Here is an 18,077-nt window from a genome sequence, read left to right as displayed (position 1 = left end):
TCAGGTTTATTACCCCTAGAAGAGAGAGACATATTCTCTCATTTGTAATACGTTTATTAAAGATTACTACTATCATCATTTTTTTGGTTTTCTATCTTCCTTTCCTGTTTAGCCTAGTGCCTCAAACAAAAGAATATGCTGATGTTGTTTTAGGGTATATAAAGAAACCCTTACTTTTTTTATATGAAGGTTTGATTGGTTTCATACCTAACTTGTTTTTTATTATTGTTATCTTTTTTGTAACTAAATATCTTATTAGGTTTTTGAAATATGTTACTACAGAACTTGAAAAAGAAGCAGTTAGATTAGACGGTTTTCATGCGGATTGGGCCAGACCTACTTTTAATTTATTACGGGTATTCATTATTGCTTTTGCCCTTATTATCGTTTTTCCTTATATCCCAGGTTCTGATTCTCCAGCTTTTAAGGGATTATCAATTTTCTTTGGTATTTTATTCTCTTTGGGTTCTACTTCTGCAATATCCAATATTGTTGCAGGTGTAGTGATTACTTATATGAGACCATTCAAGGTAGGTGATAGAGTAGAGATAGGTAACACTATAGGAGATGTTACTGAGAGAAGTTTATTGGTGACTAGAATCCGAACGATTAAGAATTTAGATGTTACAATCCCTAATTCTTCAATTTTAGGGAATCATATTATTAATTTTACCAAGAATGCTTCTGAGGATGTAGGTGTTATTTTACATACTTCGGTCACGATTGGATACGATGTATCTAGTAATGCAGTAATAGAAGCTTTAAAACAAGGAGCAAAGAATACAGACCAAATATTAGCTCAGCCTGTACCCTTTGTTTTAATTAAAAGTTTAGATGATTTTTATGTGAACTATGAGCTGAATGTATACACTAAAAATCCTGAAAAATCAGCAGTTATTTATTCGATATTGCATGAAAACATTAAAAATGAGTTACATCAAGCAGGTATAGAAATTTTATCTCCGCATTATCAAGCGGTTAGAGACGGGAACACACTTGCTGTTCCTCCATCAAATATTCCGGAAAATTATACTAAACCAGGGTTTAAAATCGAAAAATAAGTCTTGGAATTGAAAAAAACTAAGTAGTTTTCATAATACTGTTATTTACGAATTTATTACAATACTCTTTTATTTGATTCCTTGTTTTAGTAAAAGCAGTATGAATTTCTTCTTCTGTTCCTTTAACTTTTGAAGGGTCAAAAAAGTTGAAGTGTAAACGTTCTGCTTTACCCGGAAAGAAAGGACATCTTTCTTTTGCGTTATCGCAAACCGTTAGAATATAATCAAAGTTTATATTCAAATATTCTTCAAGATTGTTAGATGTATGGTTAGAAATATCAATTCCATCTTCTTTCATAATTGCAATGGCTCTTGGGTTTACTCCATGAGTTTCTACTCCTGCACTATAAATGGTTGCATTGTTTTTGGCAAAATCCTTTAAATAGCCTTCTGCCATTTGACTTCTGCAAGAGTTTCCTGTGCATAGTACTAAAATGTTCATTTTCGTAATGTTTTGTGGTTATATTATTTTTTTACTTCTTCGTTCTAAAATTGTATTGTCATACCAGACTGTTTTTAGCTTGCCTATTTTTTCCCGATATCCAATAATTCTGAATCCTAAAGAGGTATGTAATTTGATGCTAGCGGTATTATTACTAAAAATACCTGCTTGCAATGTCCAGAATCCTTCTTGCTCACTTTCCTCAATAAGTTTTGCTAAAAGTAGTTTTCCTACACCTAAATTTCGACATTTTGATGTTATGTAAATACTAACTTCTGCAACGCCTTTATATACATTCCTCTTAGAAGTACTCGTTAAAGCTGCCCAACCGACAATCTCATCATTTATAATTGCTTTTAATCTGCAAGATCTAATATGAGTCTGATCCCATTGACTCCAATCAGGCACTTGGGTTTCAAAAGTTGCCATGCCTGTAGTAATTCCTTCTTTGTAGATTCGCGAAATATGTGACCAATCTGGTTGATTAAAATGTTGTATTGTAGTTTCAGGATTCATTTAACAACACCCGCTTCCTGGAGCACAAGAATTAGCTGCTACAGCAGATTGTTCTGGAACACCACAGGTTTCTTTGGCTTTACAATCTGTTGGTTGAACCGCTAGTTTTATGATCAGTTGTCCTTCATTAATTGTAAAACCGGTAACATGTAAATGAGCTGTGTGAAACATAGCATTTCCATATTCGATTTTTACTGGTGCATCCATTTCATATGCCTTCATTTTTCCAACTTTACGAAGGATGCCCAAGGCTTTATAGGTATTTAGGTAGTCTCGTTTCCCTAGTTCGCTTGGGCTTTCCCATAATTGAATAATCGTTTCTTTCCAGGAGTCTGTTCCTGCTCCACAATCTACTGAATCAATAGAGATATGTTTGACTTCCGTGATATGATAATTAGCACCGACTAGCATTCCGGGAGCATACTCAAAGAGTAATGATTTATCTTGATGTTCTCCTAGTATTGAGATAAATTCTGATGTATTCATAACGTTTGTTTTTAGAATTAATTCCTTGTTGGTTCTAACAACAATTTTGTTTTGTTGTGTTAAAAAATGAGTTTAGGTTTTGTTGTAATTCGTTCCATTTGTCAATATTGATACAGTAGCACATGCTTTTTCCTTCGATCTCTCCCTTTAATAATCCTATACTTTTTAATTCTTTAAGATGTTGAGATATGGTAGCCTGCGCTAGTCCAATTTCTTCTACTAGGTCATTACATATACAAGCATCTTGTTTACTTATATATTGCAGTATAGCAATGCGTGCAGGGTGACCTAGTATTTTAAAGAGCTGAGCGAGCTCATTCTGTCTTTGATCAAAAATTTGAGTTTTGGTAATACCCATGCTTTATATTTTAATATCGCAATATTACGATAATAAAATGAAATAAAAAAGCTAGAGTATTATTTTCTAGCTTTTTACATATATTTTAGAACCAAGGTTTTTTTCCAACCTGATAAGTTTGGTAGAATTCATCATCTGATTTGGTTAGGTAGATGATTCCTTCAATTAAACCAACTACACCAGGAACCCAGATAAAAAGATACCCTATCAGGAAACAAGAAAGAACAAAACCAGCTAGAAAAACTCCTAGTAAAATAAACCCTTCTTTATTATAACCTAGAATAAATTTATGAACGCCGAAAGCTCCTAGTACAATACCTAAAACTCCTGCAAGAACTTTTTTGTTCTCGCCATTATCAGCGTTAAATGTTTGTTTTACTTCTTCAACAAATTCTTCTGCGGTTTCTTTTGCTTCTTCAGTAAAATCACCTGCTTTTTTTGCTGCGTCTTCCGCTCCTTTTTTTAAATCATCACCCAAGTTGTTGTTTTCTTCACTCATAAGTATACTTTATATATAATTGATTAATGCGTAGAAAGTTACAAAAACATCTTGACTCTACTAAAGGAGATAGTAAATTTAGTTACTAGTGTTGTTCTTTACAATTGTTTTATATAGGAATTATTTATACTTAGAAACCACAATAAAATAATTGTTACTAACCAAAGGATATGGAAGAGTATTCGGCGTCATTGATTTTTATTATAATGTTAAGTCTTGATATTGTTAATTTTGATACCTCGTAATTATTCTTATATTTGAGTAACAACTTTTGAATAAAAATTAATACTAACCATTTAAATTTTAAGAACTATGATATGGGGAATTTCGTTAATCGTATTAAGTATTATTGCAGTGCCGTCATTACTACTTTCTAAGAAACCAAATGCAAAAGAGCTTTTAGAAAAAATCGAACCTTATCAAGGTTGGATTGGATTTATATTTTGTATCTGGGGCGTTTGGGGTATCATTTCAGCAATTTTAAACCTGGGATGGCTTACTACTTATCCTATTTGGTGGATAACCTTATTAGCAGGAAATGTTGTGTCAGCAACATTAGGTTTTATGCTTGGGTTTGGTCTTATCAGTAAATACTTCTTATCTAAAAGTGAAGCTGCAAAAGAGAAAGCGAATCGCCTTAGAGAGAAACTAGCACCAAAACAAGGTAAGCTAGGAATCTTAGGAATTATAGTTGGTTGCTGGATGATTGTTGCTTCTATATTATTCTTTACATAGTAATAGCTGAGATTATTGGATTTCTATATCCCTACGGACTTATTGATAAAATTCTATTTTGAAAAGTTAAACAACAATGCACTCAAAATGTATAATTGGATTTAGTACTTCGAAATCTGTCTGCCGACTAAGTAGGCTTGCAGAAAAATTTTAAAAAACTATTTTCTTGTTGATTACCTAGCAATTATGTTCTGTAAGGTTATTTGTTTTCTTGACTAATAAAATAGCAGGCTTATCCATTGATGAGCCTGCTATTTTTATTGAATTAATCTATAAAAATGCCTTGTCAATAGGTTCCCATAGTTCAATCTTATTGCCTTCGGGATCCACGATCCACCCAAATTTACCATATTCATATTCTTTGATTTCACCAACTACTGTAACTCCTTCTTCTTTCAGTACTTTTAAGAGTTCTACTAGATTCTCCACTCTAAAATTCATCATGAATTCCTTTTTACTGGGAGAAAAATAGGTGGTATCTTCTTTAAAGGGACTCCACTGTGTAGAACAGTCGTTACCTTTTTCGTCTTTCCACCAAAAGGTACAACCATAATCATCTACCGGTAAACCTAAATGTTTACCATACCATTCTTTTGTTGTTTTTGGATCTTTTGTTTTAAAAAAGAACCCTCCTAAACCTGTTACTCTTTTCATTGGTTTTATTTTTTAATGATTATTTCCTTGAGGACATAAATAAACTGTCCTTGTTTACTTCTTTTTCACATTAATTTTGTACATCTCTACCCACTCATCAACTGAGAGTTTTGTTGTTAACTCTCCAATTAGCTGTAATGGTATTTGATCGATTTTTTTAAATCGAATACAGCTTTTGCCTATATCTAACTTAGTTTTCACATATTTAGGGTATTCCCGAACAAACCAATCCATTAAATTTTTATCAGCATAAATTCCAGAATGATACAGGGCGATGAAATTCTTCTGAGAAGCAATATTCATAAAAGGTAATGGTAATTTAGGATCACAATGATATCCATCAGGATATAGTTTATGTGGAACTACATAACCGATCATTCCATAACTAATTACTTCAGAAAATCCTTTTGGTAAATTGTCTAAAATAACTTGCCGAAGGTTTTGCATTGCTTCTTTCCGTTCTTCAGGAATTGCCTCAATATACTCATCTGGTGTATTGGCTTTATATTGCATACTGTTCGTTTTTAATTATTTGTTGAAGGTTTTCGTTGCAGAATGAGTCCTGAAATTAGTGAAATTATAAAACCTATAATAAGTACAGTAGCCGACATTAATAAAAAATTCATTAGTGGGCTGGAGAACATCTCTTTTTGAGCCTCTAATTCGGCTAGTTTTATTTTAAATTCTGCTTCAGGAACAGAACTTGAGATTTGTTCGACCATTCGAGTGTAGTATTCTGTGGTAAAATCAGGATTGATATATTTTATATAAATCACGTCTAAGAGTCCAAATGCGATCGCAGCAAACAGAGAAATAAGGACACCTATTACTAATGCTTTTCCAAAAGAGATCACTCCACTATTTTCTTTATCTCGATAGTGTTTTATCCCAAAGAAGACGAAAATTAAAGATACTACCATGGTGGTATAACCAATAACTTCTTGTAAACCGTATGATAGATTTTTACCTAAGAACAATGCCAATATGAATAGTATAGATATAGTTATTGCTCCATATACTCCATATCGTAAAACAGTATTTTTCATTTGTATGTTTATTTTAAAAATTTAAATCAAAAGTATCTTTGAAAATAGAAAAAACACTCATACTAAAGTATGAAATTATCAGATTTTCAAAAAAGAAAGTACTCATCGGCAAAAGCAGATGAATTACATAGTACCCCTATGTGAAAAGCTTTTACAAAGGAATTATTTGAAACTCTTTAGCAATTTGTATTGCTTGGGTTCTACGTTTCGCATCTAATTTTACTAACACGTTAGATACATGGGTTTTTATGGTACTTTCTGAAACAAAAAGCTTTTTTGCAATCTCTTTATTTGATAACCCCAAAGCTATTTCACACAATACCTCATATTCTCTTTTACTAAGTCCTATGGATTTTATTTTTTCGTGATCGATCTCTTTAGTTATGCTTTTGTGCTTATGTAGCACTCTTTTATTGATAATAACTCCGATTATAAAAAAGATAATGGCGATTCCGGAAATAATAAACTCTATCGAGGTATTACCAGAAACAAGACTATATGCACTTAACTTAAAAAGTATCAATAATGCTACAACTAAAGCTCCGAAGATGAATATGGTTTTCCTCACGATATAAATTTAATAAAACTGAGGTTTATTTAGACAGTAAATTTATTTCTTGCCTTAGATTGTTTCTAGCCTGATTTTCCAACGTTTTGTAGAAATAGTCGGTTTTAAAAATCTTAGACATATCTAGAAAGTGTTTCAATACTTTAATTCGGCCTTTGTTATACATAAAATCGGGATAGTATTTGTATTCTTTTCTTACATTTCTATAGTATGTTTCATAATCCGGCCAAGTACTCCCTAAAATAGAAAGGTCTGCATCAGTAAAATGATTGACGTCCTTATGTTCTGAAATTTGATGCACTTTTGTTGCAAGGATAATTTCTTTACATAGTTGTATTCTTTCTGAGTCTATGGATAATGTAATAAGTATATCTATAGCTTTTTGTGCGCTCTGTTCTTCATTATCTTGTTTTAAAACATTGTACACAAAGTCATGATAGAATATTGAAAATAGAATAATATCCCAATCCAAAATTTCTTGCTTTATCGAAAGTAAGTTTTGATATAAGTTTTCCAGATGTGATAGATTATGGTAATGTCGACTTTTCTTACTATGATTTTTAACAATTTCATTCCATAAAGAATTCACATATTCTTTATCTATTGAATATTTAGAGACAAGTGATATAAAAACTTCTTTTAGCAAAATTCTGCTTTGATTTTATTAACAATGGTTTGAGCAAGTTTTTCTTTGGATTCTAATGTCCAACCCGCAATATGGGGGCTTAATATTACATTATCCATTTTTAGGAGTTTTTTAAGGGGTTCCGGCATCTGGACAGCGCCTGATGTGATATCTTTTTTAGCAGCGAACAGGTTTTCAAAAGAAGATTTTTCATATTCTAACACATCCAATCCAGCGCCTAAGATTTTTCCGGATTTTAGTCCTTCTACCAAGTCTTTAGTGACTACACTATTTCCTCTTGCGGTATTTATAAGCCAGAAAGGTTTTTTGAATTTATTGATAAACTCAGTATTAACCATTTTATCGGTTAAGTGTGTCCAGGGTGTGTGTAAGCTCAAGACATCCGTTTTTTGGAAAAGTTCATCTAATGTTACTTGGGTAGCATCACTATTCTCTATATCTGGTTTGAGGTCATGATAGATAACCTCTACATCAAAACCTCTTAGTTTACGTGCAAAAGCTTTACCCATATTACCATAGCCAATGATGCCAACTGTTTTTAAGTCGAGTTCTATTCCTCGATTTTCTTCGCGATTCCATTGGCCACTTCTTACTTGATGATCTGCAGTGTTTAATTTATTGAATAGTGAAAGAATCATTCCTAGCGCATGTTCTCCCACAGCATTACGATTTCCTTCAGGTGCAGAAAAAAGTTTAATTCCTTTTTTTTCTGCATACTCGGTATCGATACTCTCTAACCCTGCACCTACACGACCAATAAACTTTAGATTCTTTGCCTGATCTAAGAAAGCTTGATCTATCTTAAAACGACTTCTGATAACAATACCGTGATATTGATTAATTTTTGCTTCGACTTCTGATTTGGTCGAAGTATAATCTTCTTCGTTTTCAAAACCGATATCACTTAGTTGCTTAATTAACAATGGATGATTGGCATCTATGTGAAGTATTTTCATGATTCGTTTATTGGTATTTCAAAAATAACCAATAAAAGATGAAATGTTTTTAACGAAAGTATAATTATAGCTTAAATAGCTTTTTAAATTCTTCTAAGAAATGTTGTCGGTTTTGTAATCCATTGTACCCGCCGTTAATAAGTTTAGTGACCATATGGATATCATCGGTATCAGCATATTTATTGATGTTTCTTTTTTGCCAATACCAACAGGCAGAAGTTAATGCCCACTTTGGGTCAGAAACTTTATCAGGATTAGATATAAAATCCTGTTTGGTAGTGTTAGAAAGAGCTTGATAGTTTGATTTTCCGGTTAATTGTATTAAACCTCTTCCTCTATATTTCCATCCATCACCGCTGGATTCGGTTCCATTTCCCATTCTATTTGCATATACTTTATTTGCAATTTTTTCTGGCTGTCGAGCATAACCATCTGTAGCTTCTAGTGTGGGGAAGTATTTTCTAAAAACTCCATATAATGCTTTTTCGGAATAGTTTAAGTTCTCTGATACAAATTTAAAACCACCACTTTCATGAACTACTTGAGCAAGAAAATGTGCTTTTCTTAAAGGAGTATTGATATCGTATTTCGGTAACACATTATCAAATAAAGACGCATATTTACTGGCATACTTCCAGTTTACATCTGAAATTAAAGTCTTGAAATTTTCTTGTGTAATCATGATGTTGAGATTGAAGGGATGAAAATTGCTTTGATTCTATCGATAATACCTTGTAAAATGCTAAAAATGGCATCTGATGAAAACCCACCAATAAGAGCCATTAATCCTTTATTAAATAGATTGATGTCCTTAGGGTCTTTTTGATAAAAAGAGATGATTTCTGAAGAAATCAGGCCAGCAATAACACCTAGTACAATTAATGCTATGTAATAGATTGTATCTTCTGGTACTAAAGTGCCATTTTTTACTGAAGCACTTACATTTTTGAGCAGGTAGAAAATAACTCCCAAACCAGAGATAGCCGTTAGAAATCCAAGGTTTAGAAGTAGAGATATTCCTTGATTGTCCATAATCCCTTTGTCTAAGGAATCGTTGTTTACGTCAGGAGAAAGACCGGTAATAATAAATGCAGTAAGAAAAAAAATTGACAGAAATATTAAATTTCTTACAAGAGGAAGCTTACTGAATAATGTTTTTTCTTTCCCTTGTTGATATAGTTTTTTAGTAAATTCAATGGATTTAGGAGTTGCTGGAGCAATATTTTTACACAATAAATTGTGGGCATTTATTAAATCATCTACAGAACTATTTTGGATAAGAGTATTAACCTCTGTATTGATAGTCATACCATTATAAATCGCAAACGAAAGCATATTATTTATATCATGGCTTAACTCATCAATAATTTCTTTAGATATCCCTGGAACAATTTCTGGTTTTGGAGGAATTGTTTTAGTTGTCTTGACTGGGGTTTTACTTGTATCGGTTGCAGTAGCCATAATTTTGGATTTTGAAAACTAATTGTTTAGTGCCTTAAAACTATAAAATTTATATCAGCAAAAACATAGTATTTATACCTGTTTTTAACTCTTTGAATTGCTTTTAAAGAAGAATTAATTAGTCAGTTTCTAGTAGTTTTCAGCCTTACTATTATCTGCAATCATTTCTAAGAATGGTAAAAATTAGATTAAGTTTAGGTGTGTAAACTAAAAAAAAACCTCTTTATATAGAGCGATTCCTTTTAGGTTTATGTAGCGTTTTAATACAGAATAATACCTAGTCTTGATGAATTATAAAAAAACACTCTACTCCTTATGTGAAACAAGTAGTTTTATTTTGTAAATTGATCGAGAAATAGTAAAGTAATATTATTGAACCTTATCAAATTATTTTAATAAAACCCAAAACTAAAACACTATGAGATCAACATTACTATCATTACTTATTATTATCCTTCTCGCTTCTTGCAAGTCTCAGCAAAAAAGCGATACCTTGAGTGGAAATGAAGATATTGAAAATATTACAGAGGATGAATTGCTTACTGGTAAAGTACTAGATAAGAGAAAAAAGAAAATGCAATACGTTGCTGTAAAACTGGTAGTTGATGAAAATACTTGTATGAAGGCCTATACTGATGAAGATGGATTATATGATTTTTTAATAAATCCTAGTAAAATGAAAGCAGATAGCTATTTTGAATTTGTTTATAAAGGATATGTGAAAAAACAAGTTCCATATAGTGAAATAGCAAAAAAAGGTACGGTTATTCTTAGTACCAAAGGAGAAGTGGTAACCAGCACTGATTATCGCCTTTTTTATGAATCTGTGCGTTCTTGTAAGGATGAACTGTAGTTTGGAACAAAAAAAATATCCATTTGGGCCAGAATATTACGGAATATGATTAGCAGTATAGCTATTATATCAAATTGATTTTACGCTTACTTTTAGCAGAGTTATAAATAGCTTCTAAAATTCTAATATCTTTCATTCCTTCTTCACCAGGAACGAGGACATTAGTATTATTAAGTATAGATAACGCATCATCATCCATTTGTTTAGCTTGTTGGTTTTCTATATAGTTGTTGAGAAGTGTTCCATCGCTGGTAGCTCCTTGTACGCCAGTGTACATAGAAAAAGGTTGTAATTGATACCATCCATTAGTGCTATCTATTCGTAGTCTATGCATGTCTTGTCCTACACTGGTTTTTCCATGAGCGACAGCTCCTGATGGGAATTCTAATGTAAAATGTGTGGTTTCATCAGTTTCTGTAAATACTTTGGGTCTAGTAGTTATTTGTTCTGCTATAACAGATATAGGTTCTTCACCTGTTGCATATCTGGCGGCATTTAAAGAATATACACCTAAGTCATACATAGTACCTCCCCCTAATTCTGCATCCAATCTCCAACTTTTTTGTGGATTTCGTACATTGTAACCTATCTCAGCATACACTGTTTTAATATTTCCGTAAGGTTTTGTAGTGGCCCATTTTATAATTTGTTGTGTATTAGGTTCATGCTGCATTCTATATCCTATAGAAAGTTTTACTTTGTTTTTGTGACAAGCTTTTATAATAGAAAGGCATTCTTCTTCAGTTTTTGCCATGGGTTTTTCGCACCAGACATGTTTTCCTGTATTTGCTGCTTTGATAGCATATTCTGCGTGTAAACCTGTAGGCAATACAATATATATTACATCAATATCAGAATTGTTAGCAATACGATCCATCGTATCATAGCTGTATATGTTTTTATCTGAAATATTATATTTTTTCTGCCAGATAGGTATTTTAGAAGGTGTTCCGGTAACTATTCCGGCTAATCGACAGTATTTTGTTAGTTGTAATGCTGGGGCAAGGATTGTAGCGCTATAATTGCCTAATGCAACTAGACATACACCTAACTGTTTCTGACTTGAATTGGCTAATAAATTAGAGTAGGGAAGGAGGCTGCCTCCCAATAATAAACTTGTATTTCTTATAAAAGTTCTTCTGTCCAGACTCATAATATAAGATTTATCTTACACCATTTGTCATTTGAATTTACTGGAATAAAATGTTCCTACTCACCGAGATAAAAAATCTTAATTTTATTTTTCAATAAATTCAAACAACTGGTATTTTTACAGAAAAGTCCAACTAACTTTTAAAGTCTTATCAGTTCCTAATTCGAACAAAGTTTCAAAAGTTATTAAATGTCAATATATTCGGAAACAGTACGGTCAGATGTTATTTCTCCTGTATGTTTAGTGCTTGCTTTTTCGAATAAAAGAAGATGTACTTCTTCATTGTTTTTTGTAGTCGGGCAGTGTTCTTCTCCTTTAGGCACTACAATAATTTCGCCAGCTTCGACCTTTACCGTTTTATCTCTAAATTTCATATAAAGTGTACCTTTTACTACCTGAAAAAGTTCATCTTCGTGATCGTGTTTATGCCATACAAAATCACCACTTACTTTTGCTAGATACACTTGATTGTCATCCACTGTAGCAATTCGATGTGGATGCCAGTGTTTATCAAATTTTGAAAGTTTATCGCTAATGTTAATCGCTTCCATGTTTTTCAACTTAAATTTATAAAAACAAGGTACTTATTTCTTGATTAATTCTGGTAGGTCTTAACGTTTCTTTATGGAGTAAACACCACATGGTTTTTGCGGTAACAATTACTTTTTGGGTAGAAGTATTTATAATTTTAGTGCGTCGTTCACTTTTGGCTCCGTAATGATGATCAATCCACGTTTGGAGAGTTAACTCATCGTTTTCTAGAGCAGGTTTATGATATTCTATAAAATGATTTAATACTACCCAAACATAGGTGTTTCTTATTTCTTTATTTGTATGAGTCTCCCAGTGCTGTTTGGCAATATCCTGTACCCATTGCAGGTACATAACATTATTCACATGATTCATATCATCGATTGCCGATTTAGGGACTATAATATGTGATTCGAATGTTTTAGAGTTCATTATGTAAGTAATGTTAAAGTTTTTTTTGATAAGATACTCTAAATGATTTTATAAAAAGGTTAAAAGCTTTTTAAACAGCTAAGGGATATCATAAATGAATACATTAACTTAAAATACATACTCCATGAAATCAAATCTTTTAAACATTGCTGGTGTTAAGATACTTTCTAGAGAGTGTCAAACGATGATCAAAGGACAAGCTGGAATAGGCTTGTCATTATGCGCTTGTTCTTGCAGTGAGGCTTTAAGGGGCCATATTATTGCAGTGAATTTATTTCTTGTCCACAAGTGTATACTTGTTAAGAAATTCATTAATAGTTCTAAAATTTTTCAATGACATTATTACTATTAGAAAGCTTTAGAACTATTTGATTTCTTTTTTTTTGGTTAAAAACCAAGGATTAATTTTGCGATATAGAAGAACAAGAAAATTCCAAAAATATCATTACTGGTTGTTATAAATGGACCTGTTGCAATTGCTGGGTCAATTCCTCTTCTGTCAAGAATTATAGGCACAAAGGTCCCGATTAATGCAGCTACTATGATAACACTCATAAGAGCTGTTGCAATCGTTAGGCTAAATGAAATTTCATACCCCATTACGATCCCAAATAATATGACCAGAAGAGCTAATGCAGCTCCATTAATTAAACTAAGCCCCACTTCTTTTAGTAATCGATTCCAAAGACTACCTTTTACATTATCATTAGCTAAACCTTGTACTATAATTGCTGATGACTGAACACCTACATTCCCTGCCATCGCAGCAATAAGTGGTGTGTAGAAAAATAAGTCACGTATTCTTGGATTCGTCATAACATCCTCAAAACCTTGCATAATAAATACACTACCTAATCCTCCAAACAATCCTAATATTAACCATGGTAAGCGTGCTCTTGTAAGTTCCCAAACATTATCATCTGCTTCTACATCCTGAGATATACCTGCTGCCATCTGATAATCCTTTTCAGCTTCCTCTTTAATGAAATCTACCATATCATCGATAGTAATACGACCGACCAAAACAGTTTCATGATCTACAACTGGAATGGCTTCCAGATCATATTTTTGCATAATTCTGGCAACTTCTTCGCCTTCGGTGTCTACATTGACATAGTCAACTTTAGGGATATAAACTTCACTAATATGTGTTTTCGCAGAGGCAGTTAGTAAATCTTTTAGAGATAACCTTCCTTTTAACTTCCCATCTTTATCTATAACATAGATAGAGTGTACCCGAGTAACATTTTCTGCTTGACGGCGCATTTCTCGTACACATCCCGCAACGGTCCAGGTTTCTTTTACTTTTACCAGTTCTTTAGCCATTAATCCTCCTGCAGTGTCCTCTTCATACAAGAGTAACTCTTTTATATCTTCGGCATGTTTTGAGTCCTCTATCTCTGCAATTACTTCTTCTGCACGATCTTCAGGGAGCTCTGCAATAATATCGGCGGCATCATCAGTATCCATTTCTTCTAACTCTTCTGCAATTTCTTTTACAGATAGGTTATCAAGAATACGTTCTCTAAAGTCTTCTTCTAACTCCATAAGAGCTTCAGAAGTTTTCTCACTATCCAATAATTTAATGAGGTAAGTAGCTTGATAAAGGTTCAGCTCTTCAATTATTTCCGCAAAATCAGCAAAGTGAATTTCTTTAAGCATTTCTTGCAACTGAGTATCACCTTCATCATTAATGAGGTGCTTCACTTTTTCGATAAGTTTATTGGAAATCTCGAATGACATAAAATACTTGTTTATGGATTTCTTTACAAATGCTCACAAAGATAACCAAAGAAATCAATTGCAGTTTAGATAGGTGTTAAATGAAATCAGCTTACCGATTTTTCAATAAGTAATGTTAGTTCTATAAACTGATCAACATTTAATTGCTCCGGCCTTTTACTTAAAATGTCCATTTCTTTAATTTTATCGATTAATTGAAAAGTTTTCAAGCTGTTTCTCAATGTTTTTCTTCGTTGTCCAAAAGCAGTTTTCACTACTTTATAGAAGAGTTTTTCATCACAAGGCAGTGTTTGTATTGGTTTTCTAATTAAGCGTAATACACCGCTATCTACTTTGGGAGGTGGGTTAAAAACAGATGGTGGAACGGTAAATAAATATTCAGCATCATAAAATGCCTGAGTTAATACAGACAAGATACCATAGATTTTACTCCCAGGTTTTTCACAAATACGTTGGGCAACCTCTTTCTGAAACATTCCTGTGAATTCAGGAATTCTATGACGTTTCTCTAAGGTTTTAAAAACAATTTGAGACGAAATGTTATATGGAAAATTACCAGTAATTGCAAATGACTCATTATCAAATAATGTGTCAAGATCATATTTTAGGAAATCCGCTTCGATTACCTGAAACGTTCCTTTACCGTTTCTGATTTCGGGATGTTCTAATGGAAAATTGGTGTTGAGATACTCAATAGATTCAGTGTCTAAATCCATAGCAATTAGATGTATGTCCTTTTGGAGTATGTATTTAGTAAGGACTCCCATACCAGGACCGATCTCAATTACATTGTTATAGTTGTTTAAGGTTAGCGTATCTCCAATTTTTTTTGCAATGTCTTCATCTTTTAAAAAATGTTGACCTAAATGTTTTTTTGCACGGACAGCGGTCTTTTCTTGGCGTCCTTTATAATTTGAGGATTGGGTTTTGTTTTTTTTGAATTTGGAGGACATCCTATGATTGTTTTGTAAGTGGTTGGATTTTTTCTAAAATAATTTTTTCTATTTCAGCACGATCTTTTTTTCTAAACCATGAAATTTCAAGATCAATTTTATATTCATCTTTGGTCACAATATAAGGTTCAGAACCTCCTTTAGCGGGATAGAAATTTTTAATAATATCGTAAGTAACTTCTTGACGTCCTATGATCATATAATCGTTATAGAAACTAATCGTTGGTCTATTAGATCGTATGATTAAAAATGCAGCGAAAACAAAAGCTACAATAAGGAGTGTAAATATTGCTTTTTCAAAAAATGAGCTTTCTACAAAAAAAGTAACAATATCTAGAAATATACTAATGATAAAAATAGAAAAACCAGCACCAACTACAAGACCAAAAATCTTAATTGCATACAGAAATGTTGGTCGATATTGTTTCATTGTTCGTTAATGATTTCTAATTCTGTTCTGAAAGCGACAAAATGCCCTGCAAATCTATTTGTTTTAGCTCGGAGGCGTTCAGCATCCTGAGCGTAATATTGTTCGAGTGTCATTTTATTATCTGTAGTATATTGTACAGAATAAGTAAGTCCTCCCATTTCTTCTTCTACTAGAACTTTACTCATTAAAGCTTTGCTGAATTTTCCTGTGGCCAGCATATCTGGAATATGTTCGTTTTTCATCCAGTCCAACCATTCTTCATGTTTGGTTTCTTCAATATTGATCGTAACGTTATAAATATACATCTATAATTTTTGGTTTATCGTTGATAGTGTTTTAGGGTGCAAAGAAACGAAATTATAATGGTTATCATTTCGTTATACCTGTAGGAGTCGGTTACTTATTTTAGAAAATATTAGCACTTCTTTATAGTATATTTTTTGAAGAAGAATTTTTTTCCTAATTACAATATATAAGCAGAAATGTAGGATACCCTATTTAACTACTAATTAATAGCATCACCTCGTAAGGTTCGGTATTTTTTTCTAGCATCTACAAAATAAATACTATCCGCATGATTAAAGATTAGTTTCTCGTATAATTCTTTAGCCTTTTCTGGTTGGCTTAGTACATTTACATATAATTCCGCAAGCCAATAATAAGCATCATCAACAAGAATATCATCAGGATAGAATTGTATAATCTTTAGGTAATTTACTTTCGCTTTTTCGAATTGTTTTTCTTTTTCGAACAATTTAGCTTGTCTTAGAAATGTTTCATCTTCAATTTTTTCACCTTTATGATTAACAAGTATTTCCTCATACTTGGCGATGGCTTCTTGATTTTTATTTTGAAAAGCTAATAAATCACCTTTCGCAAAAATCTTTAATGCGGTCTGCGTAGAATCTTCTAATGAATTATCACTTATAATAAGGCTCAGTTCCATTGCGTCATTGGCAATTAATTGCGAAGTAGATGATTTCAGAACATCTAATTGGGTTTGAGCCCAAGCAAAATCACCTTTGTAATAACTTGTTTTTGCTACTTTGAACCTAGCGTCTTGGGCTAAGAAATTATTTTTTAAAGCATTTTGTACCTGAGTGTAATAAATAAGTGCTTGGTTGAATTTTTGATCTAAAACAAGAATATCTGCAATTTTCATTTTAGCTCGAGAAGATTGAAATCTGGAAAGTTTTTCTTGATCTAATAGCCGTTTAAGAAAATCAACAGCTTCCTGTTTTCTATCTTGATTAAAGGCTAAGAAATGTGAATAATCAATTTGTAATCCAATAGTTTCTCTGGACTTTCCGTAGGTCTCGAAAATCACATTATATTGTTGATTAATTGCTTTATACTCTTTCTTGTCAGCAAGGTCAGTTTTGGCTTTCAGGATAATTTTATGAGCGGTTAGTTTCATATCGTTTCCGGCAGGAGCTTCTAGAATGTAATCTAAAATCTGTGTCGCAGATTTTATATCTTTAGCTCCTATAGCAATTCTAGCGAGTCCAATAATACCTTGTAATCCTTCATCTTTACGTTTATAAATGGCTTTTTCTTGTACAAAAGCTTTTTTAAAATCTTTTTGCTGTACAAAAAGCCAGCTAAGCATTTCATTGTAAATAATATCTGGATTTTGTTGGAGTTTTTTTATAAGTAGTTTTCTGAAAATGGTATTGGCTTCGTTTAATGAGTCATCAGTGATATATTGATTAAAGTTTCTTTGAACAATATTCTTATAGTTAGGTTGCAACTGAAGTAGCGAAAGATAGCTATCAAACATTTTTTCTAAATTTCCTTGTTCACCGTAAATTTTAGCAAGTTGGACATTAAAATTAGAACCAGGATTAGAAGCCATTCCTTTTTCATAGATTAAGGCTGCTTGATCGAGGAGATTATATTTTTCAAAAGTTTGGGCAAGAGAATATGCAGCATTAACATTATTACTATTAAACGTTTTTATAGCTTTGTCATAATATGTTTTTGCTTTTGTAGCATTTTCTTGAACTTCATAATGATGACCTAATTCGACAAGTAATTGTGCGTTTTTGGGTTTTTTTTCAATTTGTTTTTGTAGGATTTTTTCTGCCTTATCGAATTGTTCTAATTGTTGGTGTGATTCCACCAATCCCAAAAGATAGGTAGTACGATTGGGGTTTTTATTATACAACCGTTGATATACAGAAAGCGCTTTTTCGTATTTACCTTGCTGCATATAATTCTTTGCTAACTGCTCGGATTGACCAAACATAGGAACAGCAAAAAATAGGGCTATATAGAATAAGATAAAGCGCATACTACGAGTTTTTTTGTAAATATAGCAAAATGCGCTTTGATAATATGTTACAGGGACTGTTAAACCAGGGCTAGCGCTTTTAAAAATAAATTAAATTTTATGCTAAAAATAGTTATCTCCTGCCCTTCCTTCAAAGAGAGGGCTAAAAAACTTCTCTTTTGAAGAGACATTCACCCAAAAGAGCCGTAAAATCTATAAAAGCGTTTGTCCAGACTGTTAAATACGAATGTTCTTAACTTTTAATACAAAATCACTTAATTT

At 32.3% G+C, this 18,077-nt stretch carries 24 protein-coding genes; 3 read left to right on the top strand and 21 right to left on the bottom strand.

Annotated elements, in window-relative coordinates:
* Positions 1 to 263 precede the first annotated feature (263 nt).
* Positions 264 to 1,061 (top strand): mechanosensitive ion channel family protein, encoded by a 798-nt coding sequence (locus tag Q0921_RS15755; RefSeq protein WP_299258513.1) that lies wholly within the window; start codon positions 264 to 266, stop codon positions 1,059 to 1,061.
* A 19-nt stretch (positions 1,062 to 1,080) separates the two neighbouring features.
* Here the strand turns inward: Q0921_RS15755 and Q0921_RS15750 are convergent, their stop codons facing one another.
* The 5 genes from Q0921_RS15750 to Q0921_RS15730 form a co-directional block, all read right to left on the bottom strand.
* Positions 1,081 to 1,503 (bottom strand): arsenate reductase ArsC, encoded by a 423-nt coding sequence (locus Q0921_RS15750; protein ID WP_299258511.1) that lies wholly within the window; start codon positions 1,501 to 1,503, stop codon positions 1,081 to 1,083.
* A gap of 18 nt (positions 1,504 to 1,521) precedes the next feature.
* Positions 1,522 to 2,019 carry a GNAT family N-acetyltransferase gene (locus Q0921_RS15745; protein WP_299258509.1) on the bottom strand — a complete coding sequence of 166 codons (498 nt, stop codon included), beginning with the start codon at positions 2,017 to 2,019 and terminating at the stop codon, positions 1,522 to 1,524.
* Positions 2,020 to 2,505: a DUF6428 family protein gene (locus Q0921_RS15740; protein ID WP_299258507.1), complete on the bottom strand. Its 486-nt coding sequence runs from the start codon at positions 2,503 to 2,505 to the stop codon at positions 2,020 to 2,022.
* 34 nt (positions 2,506 to 2,539) lie between these two features.
* The gene (locus Q0921_RS15735) at positions 2,540 to 2,863 is read right to left on the bottom strand and encodes a helix-turn-helix transcriptional regulator (protein WP_298541941.1); all 324 of its coding nucleotides are present in this window, start codon (positions 2,861 to 2,863) and stop codon (positions 2,540 to 2,542) included.
* An 85-nt stretch (positions 2,864 to 2,948) separates the two neighbouring features.
* Positions 2,949 to 3,362: an NINE protein gene (locus Q0921_RS15730; protein WP_299258505.1), complete on the bottom strand. Its 414-nt coding sequence runs from the start codon at positions 3,360 to 3,362 to the stop codon at positions 2,949 to 2,951.
* 312 nt (positions 3,363 to 3,674) lie between these two features.
* Between Q0921_RS15730 and Q0921_RS15725 the strand changes: the two genes are divergently transcribed.
* A complete protein-coding gene (locus Q0921_RS15725; protein WP_299258503.1) occupies positions 3,675 to 4,097 on the top strand; it encodes a hypothetical protein in 423 nt (140 codons plus the stop codon).
* Positions 4,098 to 4,367: 270 nt separating this feature from the next.
* Here the strand turns inward: Q0921_RS15725 and Q0921_RS15720 are convergent, their stop codons facing one another.
* The 8 genes from Q0921_RS15720 to Q0921_RS15685 form a co-directional block, all read right to left on the bottom strand.
* Positions 4,368 to 4,751 carry a VOC family protein gene (locus tag Q0921_RS15720; protein WP_299258501.1) on the bottom strand — a complete coding sequence of 128 codons (384 nt, stop codon included), beginning with the start codon at positions 4,749 to 4,751 and terminating at the stop codon, positions 4,368 to 4,370.
* A gap of 54 nt (positions 4,752 to 4,805) precedes the next feature.
* The gene (locus Q0921_RS15715; RefSeq protein WP_299258499.1) at positions 4,806 to 5,264 is read right to left on the bottom strand and encodes a DUF1801 domain-containing protein; all 459 of its coding nucleotides are present in this window, start codon (positions 5,262 to 5,264) and stop codon (positions 4,806 to 4,808) included.
* Positions 5,265 to 5,275: 11 nt separating this feature from the next.
* Positions 5,276 to 5,797 (bottom strand): DUF4199 domain-containing protein, encoded by a 522-nt coding sequence (locus Q0921_RS15710; protein ID WP_299258497.1) that lies wholly within the window; start codon positions 5,795 to 5,797, stop codon positions 5,276 to 5,278.
* 151 nt (positions 5,798 to 5,948) lie between these two features.
* Entirely contained in the window at positions 5,949 to 6,365 is a 417-nt protein-coding gene (locus Q0921_RS15705; RefSeq protein WP_299258495.1) for a response regulator transcription factor, read from the bottom strand.
* Positions 6,366 to 6,390: 25 nt separating this feature from the next.
* Positions 6,391 to 7,011 (bottom strand): hypothetical protein, encoded by a 621-nt coding sequence (locus Q0921_RS15700; protein WP_299258493.1) that lies wholly within the window; start codon positions 7,009 to 7,011, stop codon positions 6,391 to 6,393.
* Complete coding sequence (locus Q0921_RS15695) at positions 7,005 to 7,967, bottom strand: 2-hydroxyacid dehydrogenase (RefSeq protein WP_299258491.1); 963 nt, start codon at positions 7,965 to 7,967, stop codon at positions 7,005 to 7,007. Before Q0921_RS15695 ends, Q0921_RS15700 begins: the two co-directional genes overlap by 7 nt.
* 64 nt (positions 7,968 to 8,031) lie before the next feature.
* Positions 8,032 to 8,649, bottom strand: coding sequence for a glycoside hydrolase family 19 protein (locus Q0921_RS15690; RefSeq protein WP_299258489.1), 618 nt, complete (start codon positions 8,647 to 8,649; stop codon positions 8,032 to 8,034).
* Entirely contained in the window at positions 8,646 to 9,428 is a 783-nt protein-coding gene (locus tag Q0921_RS15685) for a hypothetical protein (RefSeq protein ID WP_299258487.1), read from the bottom strand. Before Q0921_RS15685 ends, Q0921_RS15690 begins: the two co-directional genes overlap by 4 nt.
* 418 nt (positions 9,429 to 9,846) lie before the next feature.
* Here Q0921_RS15685 and Q0921_RS15680 point away from each other — a divergent pair, with 418 nt between their 5' ends.
* Positions 9,847 to 10,281: a hypothetical protein gene (locus Q0921_RS15680; RefSeq protein WP_299258485.1), complete on the top strand. Its 435-nt coding sequence runs from the start codon at positions 9,847 to 9,849 to the stop codon at positions 10,279 to 10,281.
* 64 nt (positions 10,282 to 10,345) lie between these two features.
* Here Q0921_RS15680 and Q0921_RS15675 read toward each other — a convergent pair whose 3' ends face one another.
* The 8 genes from Q0921_RS15675 to Q0921_RS15640 form a co-directional block, all read right to left on the bottom strand.
* Positions 10,346 to 11,434 (bottom strand): Gfo/Idh/MocA family oxidoreductase, encoded by a 1,089-nt coding sequence (locus Q0921_RS15675; protein WP_299258483.1) that lies wholly within the window; start codon positions 11,432 to 11,434, stop codon positions 10,346 to 10,348.
* Between the two features lie 185 nt (positions 11,435 to 11,619).
* Complete coding sequence (locus Q0921_RS15670; RefSeq protein ID WP_299258481.1) at positions 11,620 to 11,985, bottom strand: cupin domain-containing protein; 366 nt, start codon at positions 11,983 to 11,985, stop codon at positions 11,620 to 11,622.
* Positions 11,986 to 12,001: 16 nt separating this feature from the next.
* Positions 12,002 to 12,397 carry an acyl-CoA thioesterase gene (locus Q0921_RS15665; RefSeq protein WP_366520006.1) on the bottom strand — a complete coding sequence of 132 codons (396 nt, stop codon included), beginning with the start codon at positions 12,395 to 12,397 and terminating at the stop codon, positions 12,002 to 12,004.
* A gap of 387 nt (positions 12,398 to 12,784) precedes the next feature.
* On the bottom strand, positions 12,785 to 14,140 hold the full coding sequence (gene mgtE, locus Q0921_RS15660) for a magnesium transporter (RefSeq protein ID WP_299258479.1): 1,356 nt from the start codon (positions 14,138 to 14,140) through the stop codon (positions 12,785 to 12,787).
* 86 nt (positions 14,141 to 14,226) lie between these two features.
* On the bottom strand, positions 14,227 to 15,093 hold the full coding sequence (gene rsmA / locus Q0921_RS15655; RefSeq protein WP_299258477.1) for a 16S rRNA (adenine(1518)-N(6)/adenine(1519)-N(6))-dimethyltransferase RsmA: 867 nt from the start codon (positions 15,091 to 15,093) through the stop codon (positions 14,227 to 14,229).
* Between the two features lies 1 nt (position 15,094).
* The gene (locus tag Q0921_RS15650) at positions 15,095 to 15,523 is read right to left on the bottom strand and encodes a hypothetical protein (protein ID WP_299258475.1); all 429 of its coding nucleotides are present in this window, start codon (positions 15,521 to 15,523) and stop codon (positions 15,095 to 15,097) included.
* Positions 15,520 to 15,828 (bottom strand): DUF4286 family protein, encoded by a 309-nt coding sequence (locus tag Q0921_RS15645; RefSeq protein WP_299258473.1) that lies wholly within the window; start codon positions 15,826 to 15,828, stop codon positions 15,520 to 15,522. The genes Q0921_RS15650 and Q0921_RS15645 overlap by 4 nt, the downstream gene beginning before the upstream one ends.
* Positions 15,829 to 16,028: 200 nt before the next feature.
* Positions 16,029 to 17,816 carry a tetratricopeptide repeat protein gene (locus Q0921_RS15640; RefSeq protein WP_299258471.1) on the bottom strand — a complete coding sequence of 596 codons (1,788 nt, stop codon included), beginning with the start codon at positions 17,814 to 17,816 and terminating at the stop codon, positions 16,029 to 16,031.
* Positions 17,817 to 18,077 lie beyond the last annotated feature (261 nt).

It is taken from the genome of uncultured Aquimarina sp., assembly GCF_947496855.1.
Classification (GTDB): domain Bacteria; phylum Bacteroidota; class Bacteroidia; order Flavobacteriales; family Flavobacteriaceae; genus Aquimarina.
This window is presented reverse-complemented; position numbering and strand designations above follow the sequence as displayed.

Excerpts from the sequence above, each read along its gene's own strand:
- Q0921_RS15730 (WP_299258505.1), bottom strand. The coding sequence starts at position 3,362 with ATGAGTGAAGAAAACAACAACTTGGGTGATGATTTAAAAAAAGGAGCG.
- Q0921_RS15745 (WP_299258509.1), bottom strand. The coding sequence starts at position 2,019 with ATGAATCCTGAAACTACAATACAACATTTTAATCAACCAGATTGGTCA.
- Q0921_RS15695 (WP_299258491.1), bottom strand. The coding sequence starts at position 7,967 with ATGAAAATACTTCACATAGATGCCAATCATCCATTGTTAATTAAGCAA.
- Q0921_RS15715 (WP_299258499.1), bottom strand. The coding sequence starts at position 5,264 with ATGCAATATAAAGCCAATACACCAGATGAGTATATTGAGGCAATTCCT.
- Q0921_RS15750 (WP_299258511.1), bottom strand. The coding sequence starts at position 1,503 with ATGAACATTTTAGTACTATGCACAGGAAACTCTTGCAGAAGTCAAATG.
- mgtE (WP_299258479.1), bottom strand. The coding sequence starts at position 14,140 with ATGTCATTCGAGATTTCCAATAAACTTATCGAAAAAGTGAAGCACCTC.
- Q0921_RS15720 (WP_299258501.1), bottom strand. The coding sequence starts at position 4,751 with ATGAAAAGAGTAACAGGTTTAGGAGGGTTCTTTTTTAAAACAAAAGAT.
- Q0921_RS15735 (WP_298541941.1), bottom strand. The coding sequence starts at position 2,863 with ATGGGTATTACCAAAACTCAAATTTTTGATCAAAGACAGAATGAGCTC.
- Q0921_RS15725 (WP_299258503.1), top strand. The coding sequence starts at position 3,675 with ATGATATGGGGAATTTCGTTAATCGTATTAAGTATTATTGCAGTGCCG.
- Q0921_RS15665 (WP_366520006.1), bottom strand. The coding sequence starts at position 12,397 with ATGAACTCTAAAACATTCGAATCACATATTATAGTCCCTAAATCGGCA.
- Q0921_RS15675 (WP_299258483.1), bottom strand. The coding sequence starts at position 11,434 with ATGAGTCTGGACAGAAGAACTTTTATAAGAAATACAAGTTTATTATTG.
- rsmA (WP_299258477.1), bottom strand. The coding sequence starts at position 15,093 with ATGTCCTCCAAATTCAAAAAAAACAAAACCCAATCCTCAAATTATAAA.
- Q0921_RS15685 (WP_299258487.1), bottom strand. The coding sequence starts at position 9,428 with ATGGCTACTGCAACCGATACAAGTAAAACCCCAGTCAAGACAACTAAA.
- Q0921_RS15650 (WP_299258475.1), bottom strand. The coding sequence starts at position 15,523 with ATGAAACAATATCGACCAACATTTCTGTATGCAATTAAGATTTTTGGT.
- Q0921_RS15645 (WP_299258473.1), bottom strand. The coding sequence starts at position 15,828 with ATGTATATTTATAACGTTACGATCAATATTGAAGAAACCAAACATGAA.
- Q0921_RS15740 (WP_299258507.1), bottom strand. The coding sequence starts at position 2,505 with ATGAATACATCAGAATTTATCTCAATACTAGGAGAACATCAAGATAAA.
- Q0921_RS15690 (WP_299258489.1), bottom strand. The coding sequence starts at position 8,649 with ATGATTACACAAGAAAATTTCAAGACTTTAATTTCAGATGTAAACTGG.
- Q0921_RS15640 (WP_299258471.1), bottom strand. The coding sequence starts at position 17,816 with ATGCGCTTTATCTTATTCTATATAGCCCTATTTTTTGCTGTTCCTATG.
- Q0921_RS15670 (WP_299258481.1), bottom strand. The coding sequence starts at position 11,985 with ATGGAAGCGATTAACATTAGCGATAAACTTTCAAAATTTGATAAACAC.
- Q0921_RS15710 (WP_299258497.1), bottom strand. The coding sequence starts at position 5,797 with ATGAAAAATACTGTTTTACGATATGGAGTATATGGAGCAATAACTATA.
- Q0921_RS15680 (WP_299258485.1), top strand. The coding sequence starts at position 9,847 with ATGAGATCAACATTACTATCATTACTTATTATTATCCTTCTCGCTTCT.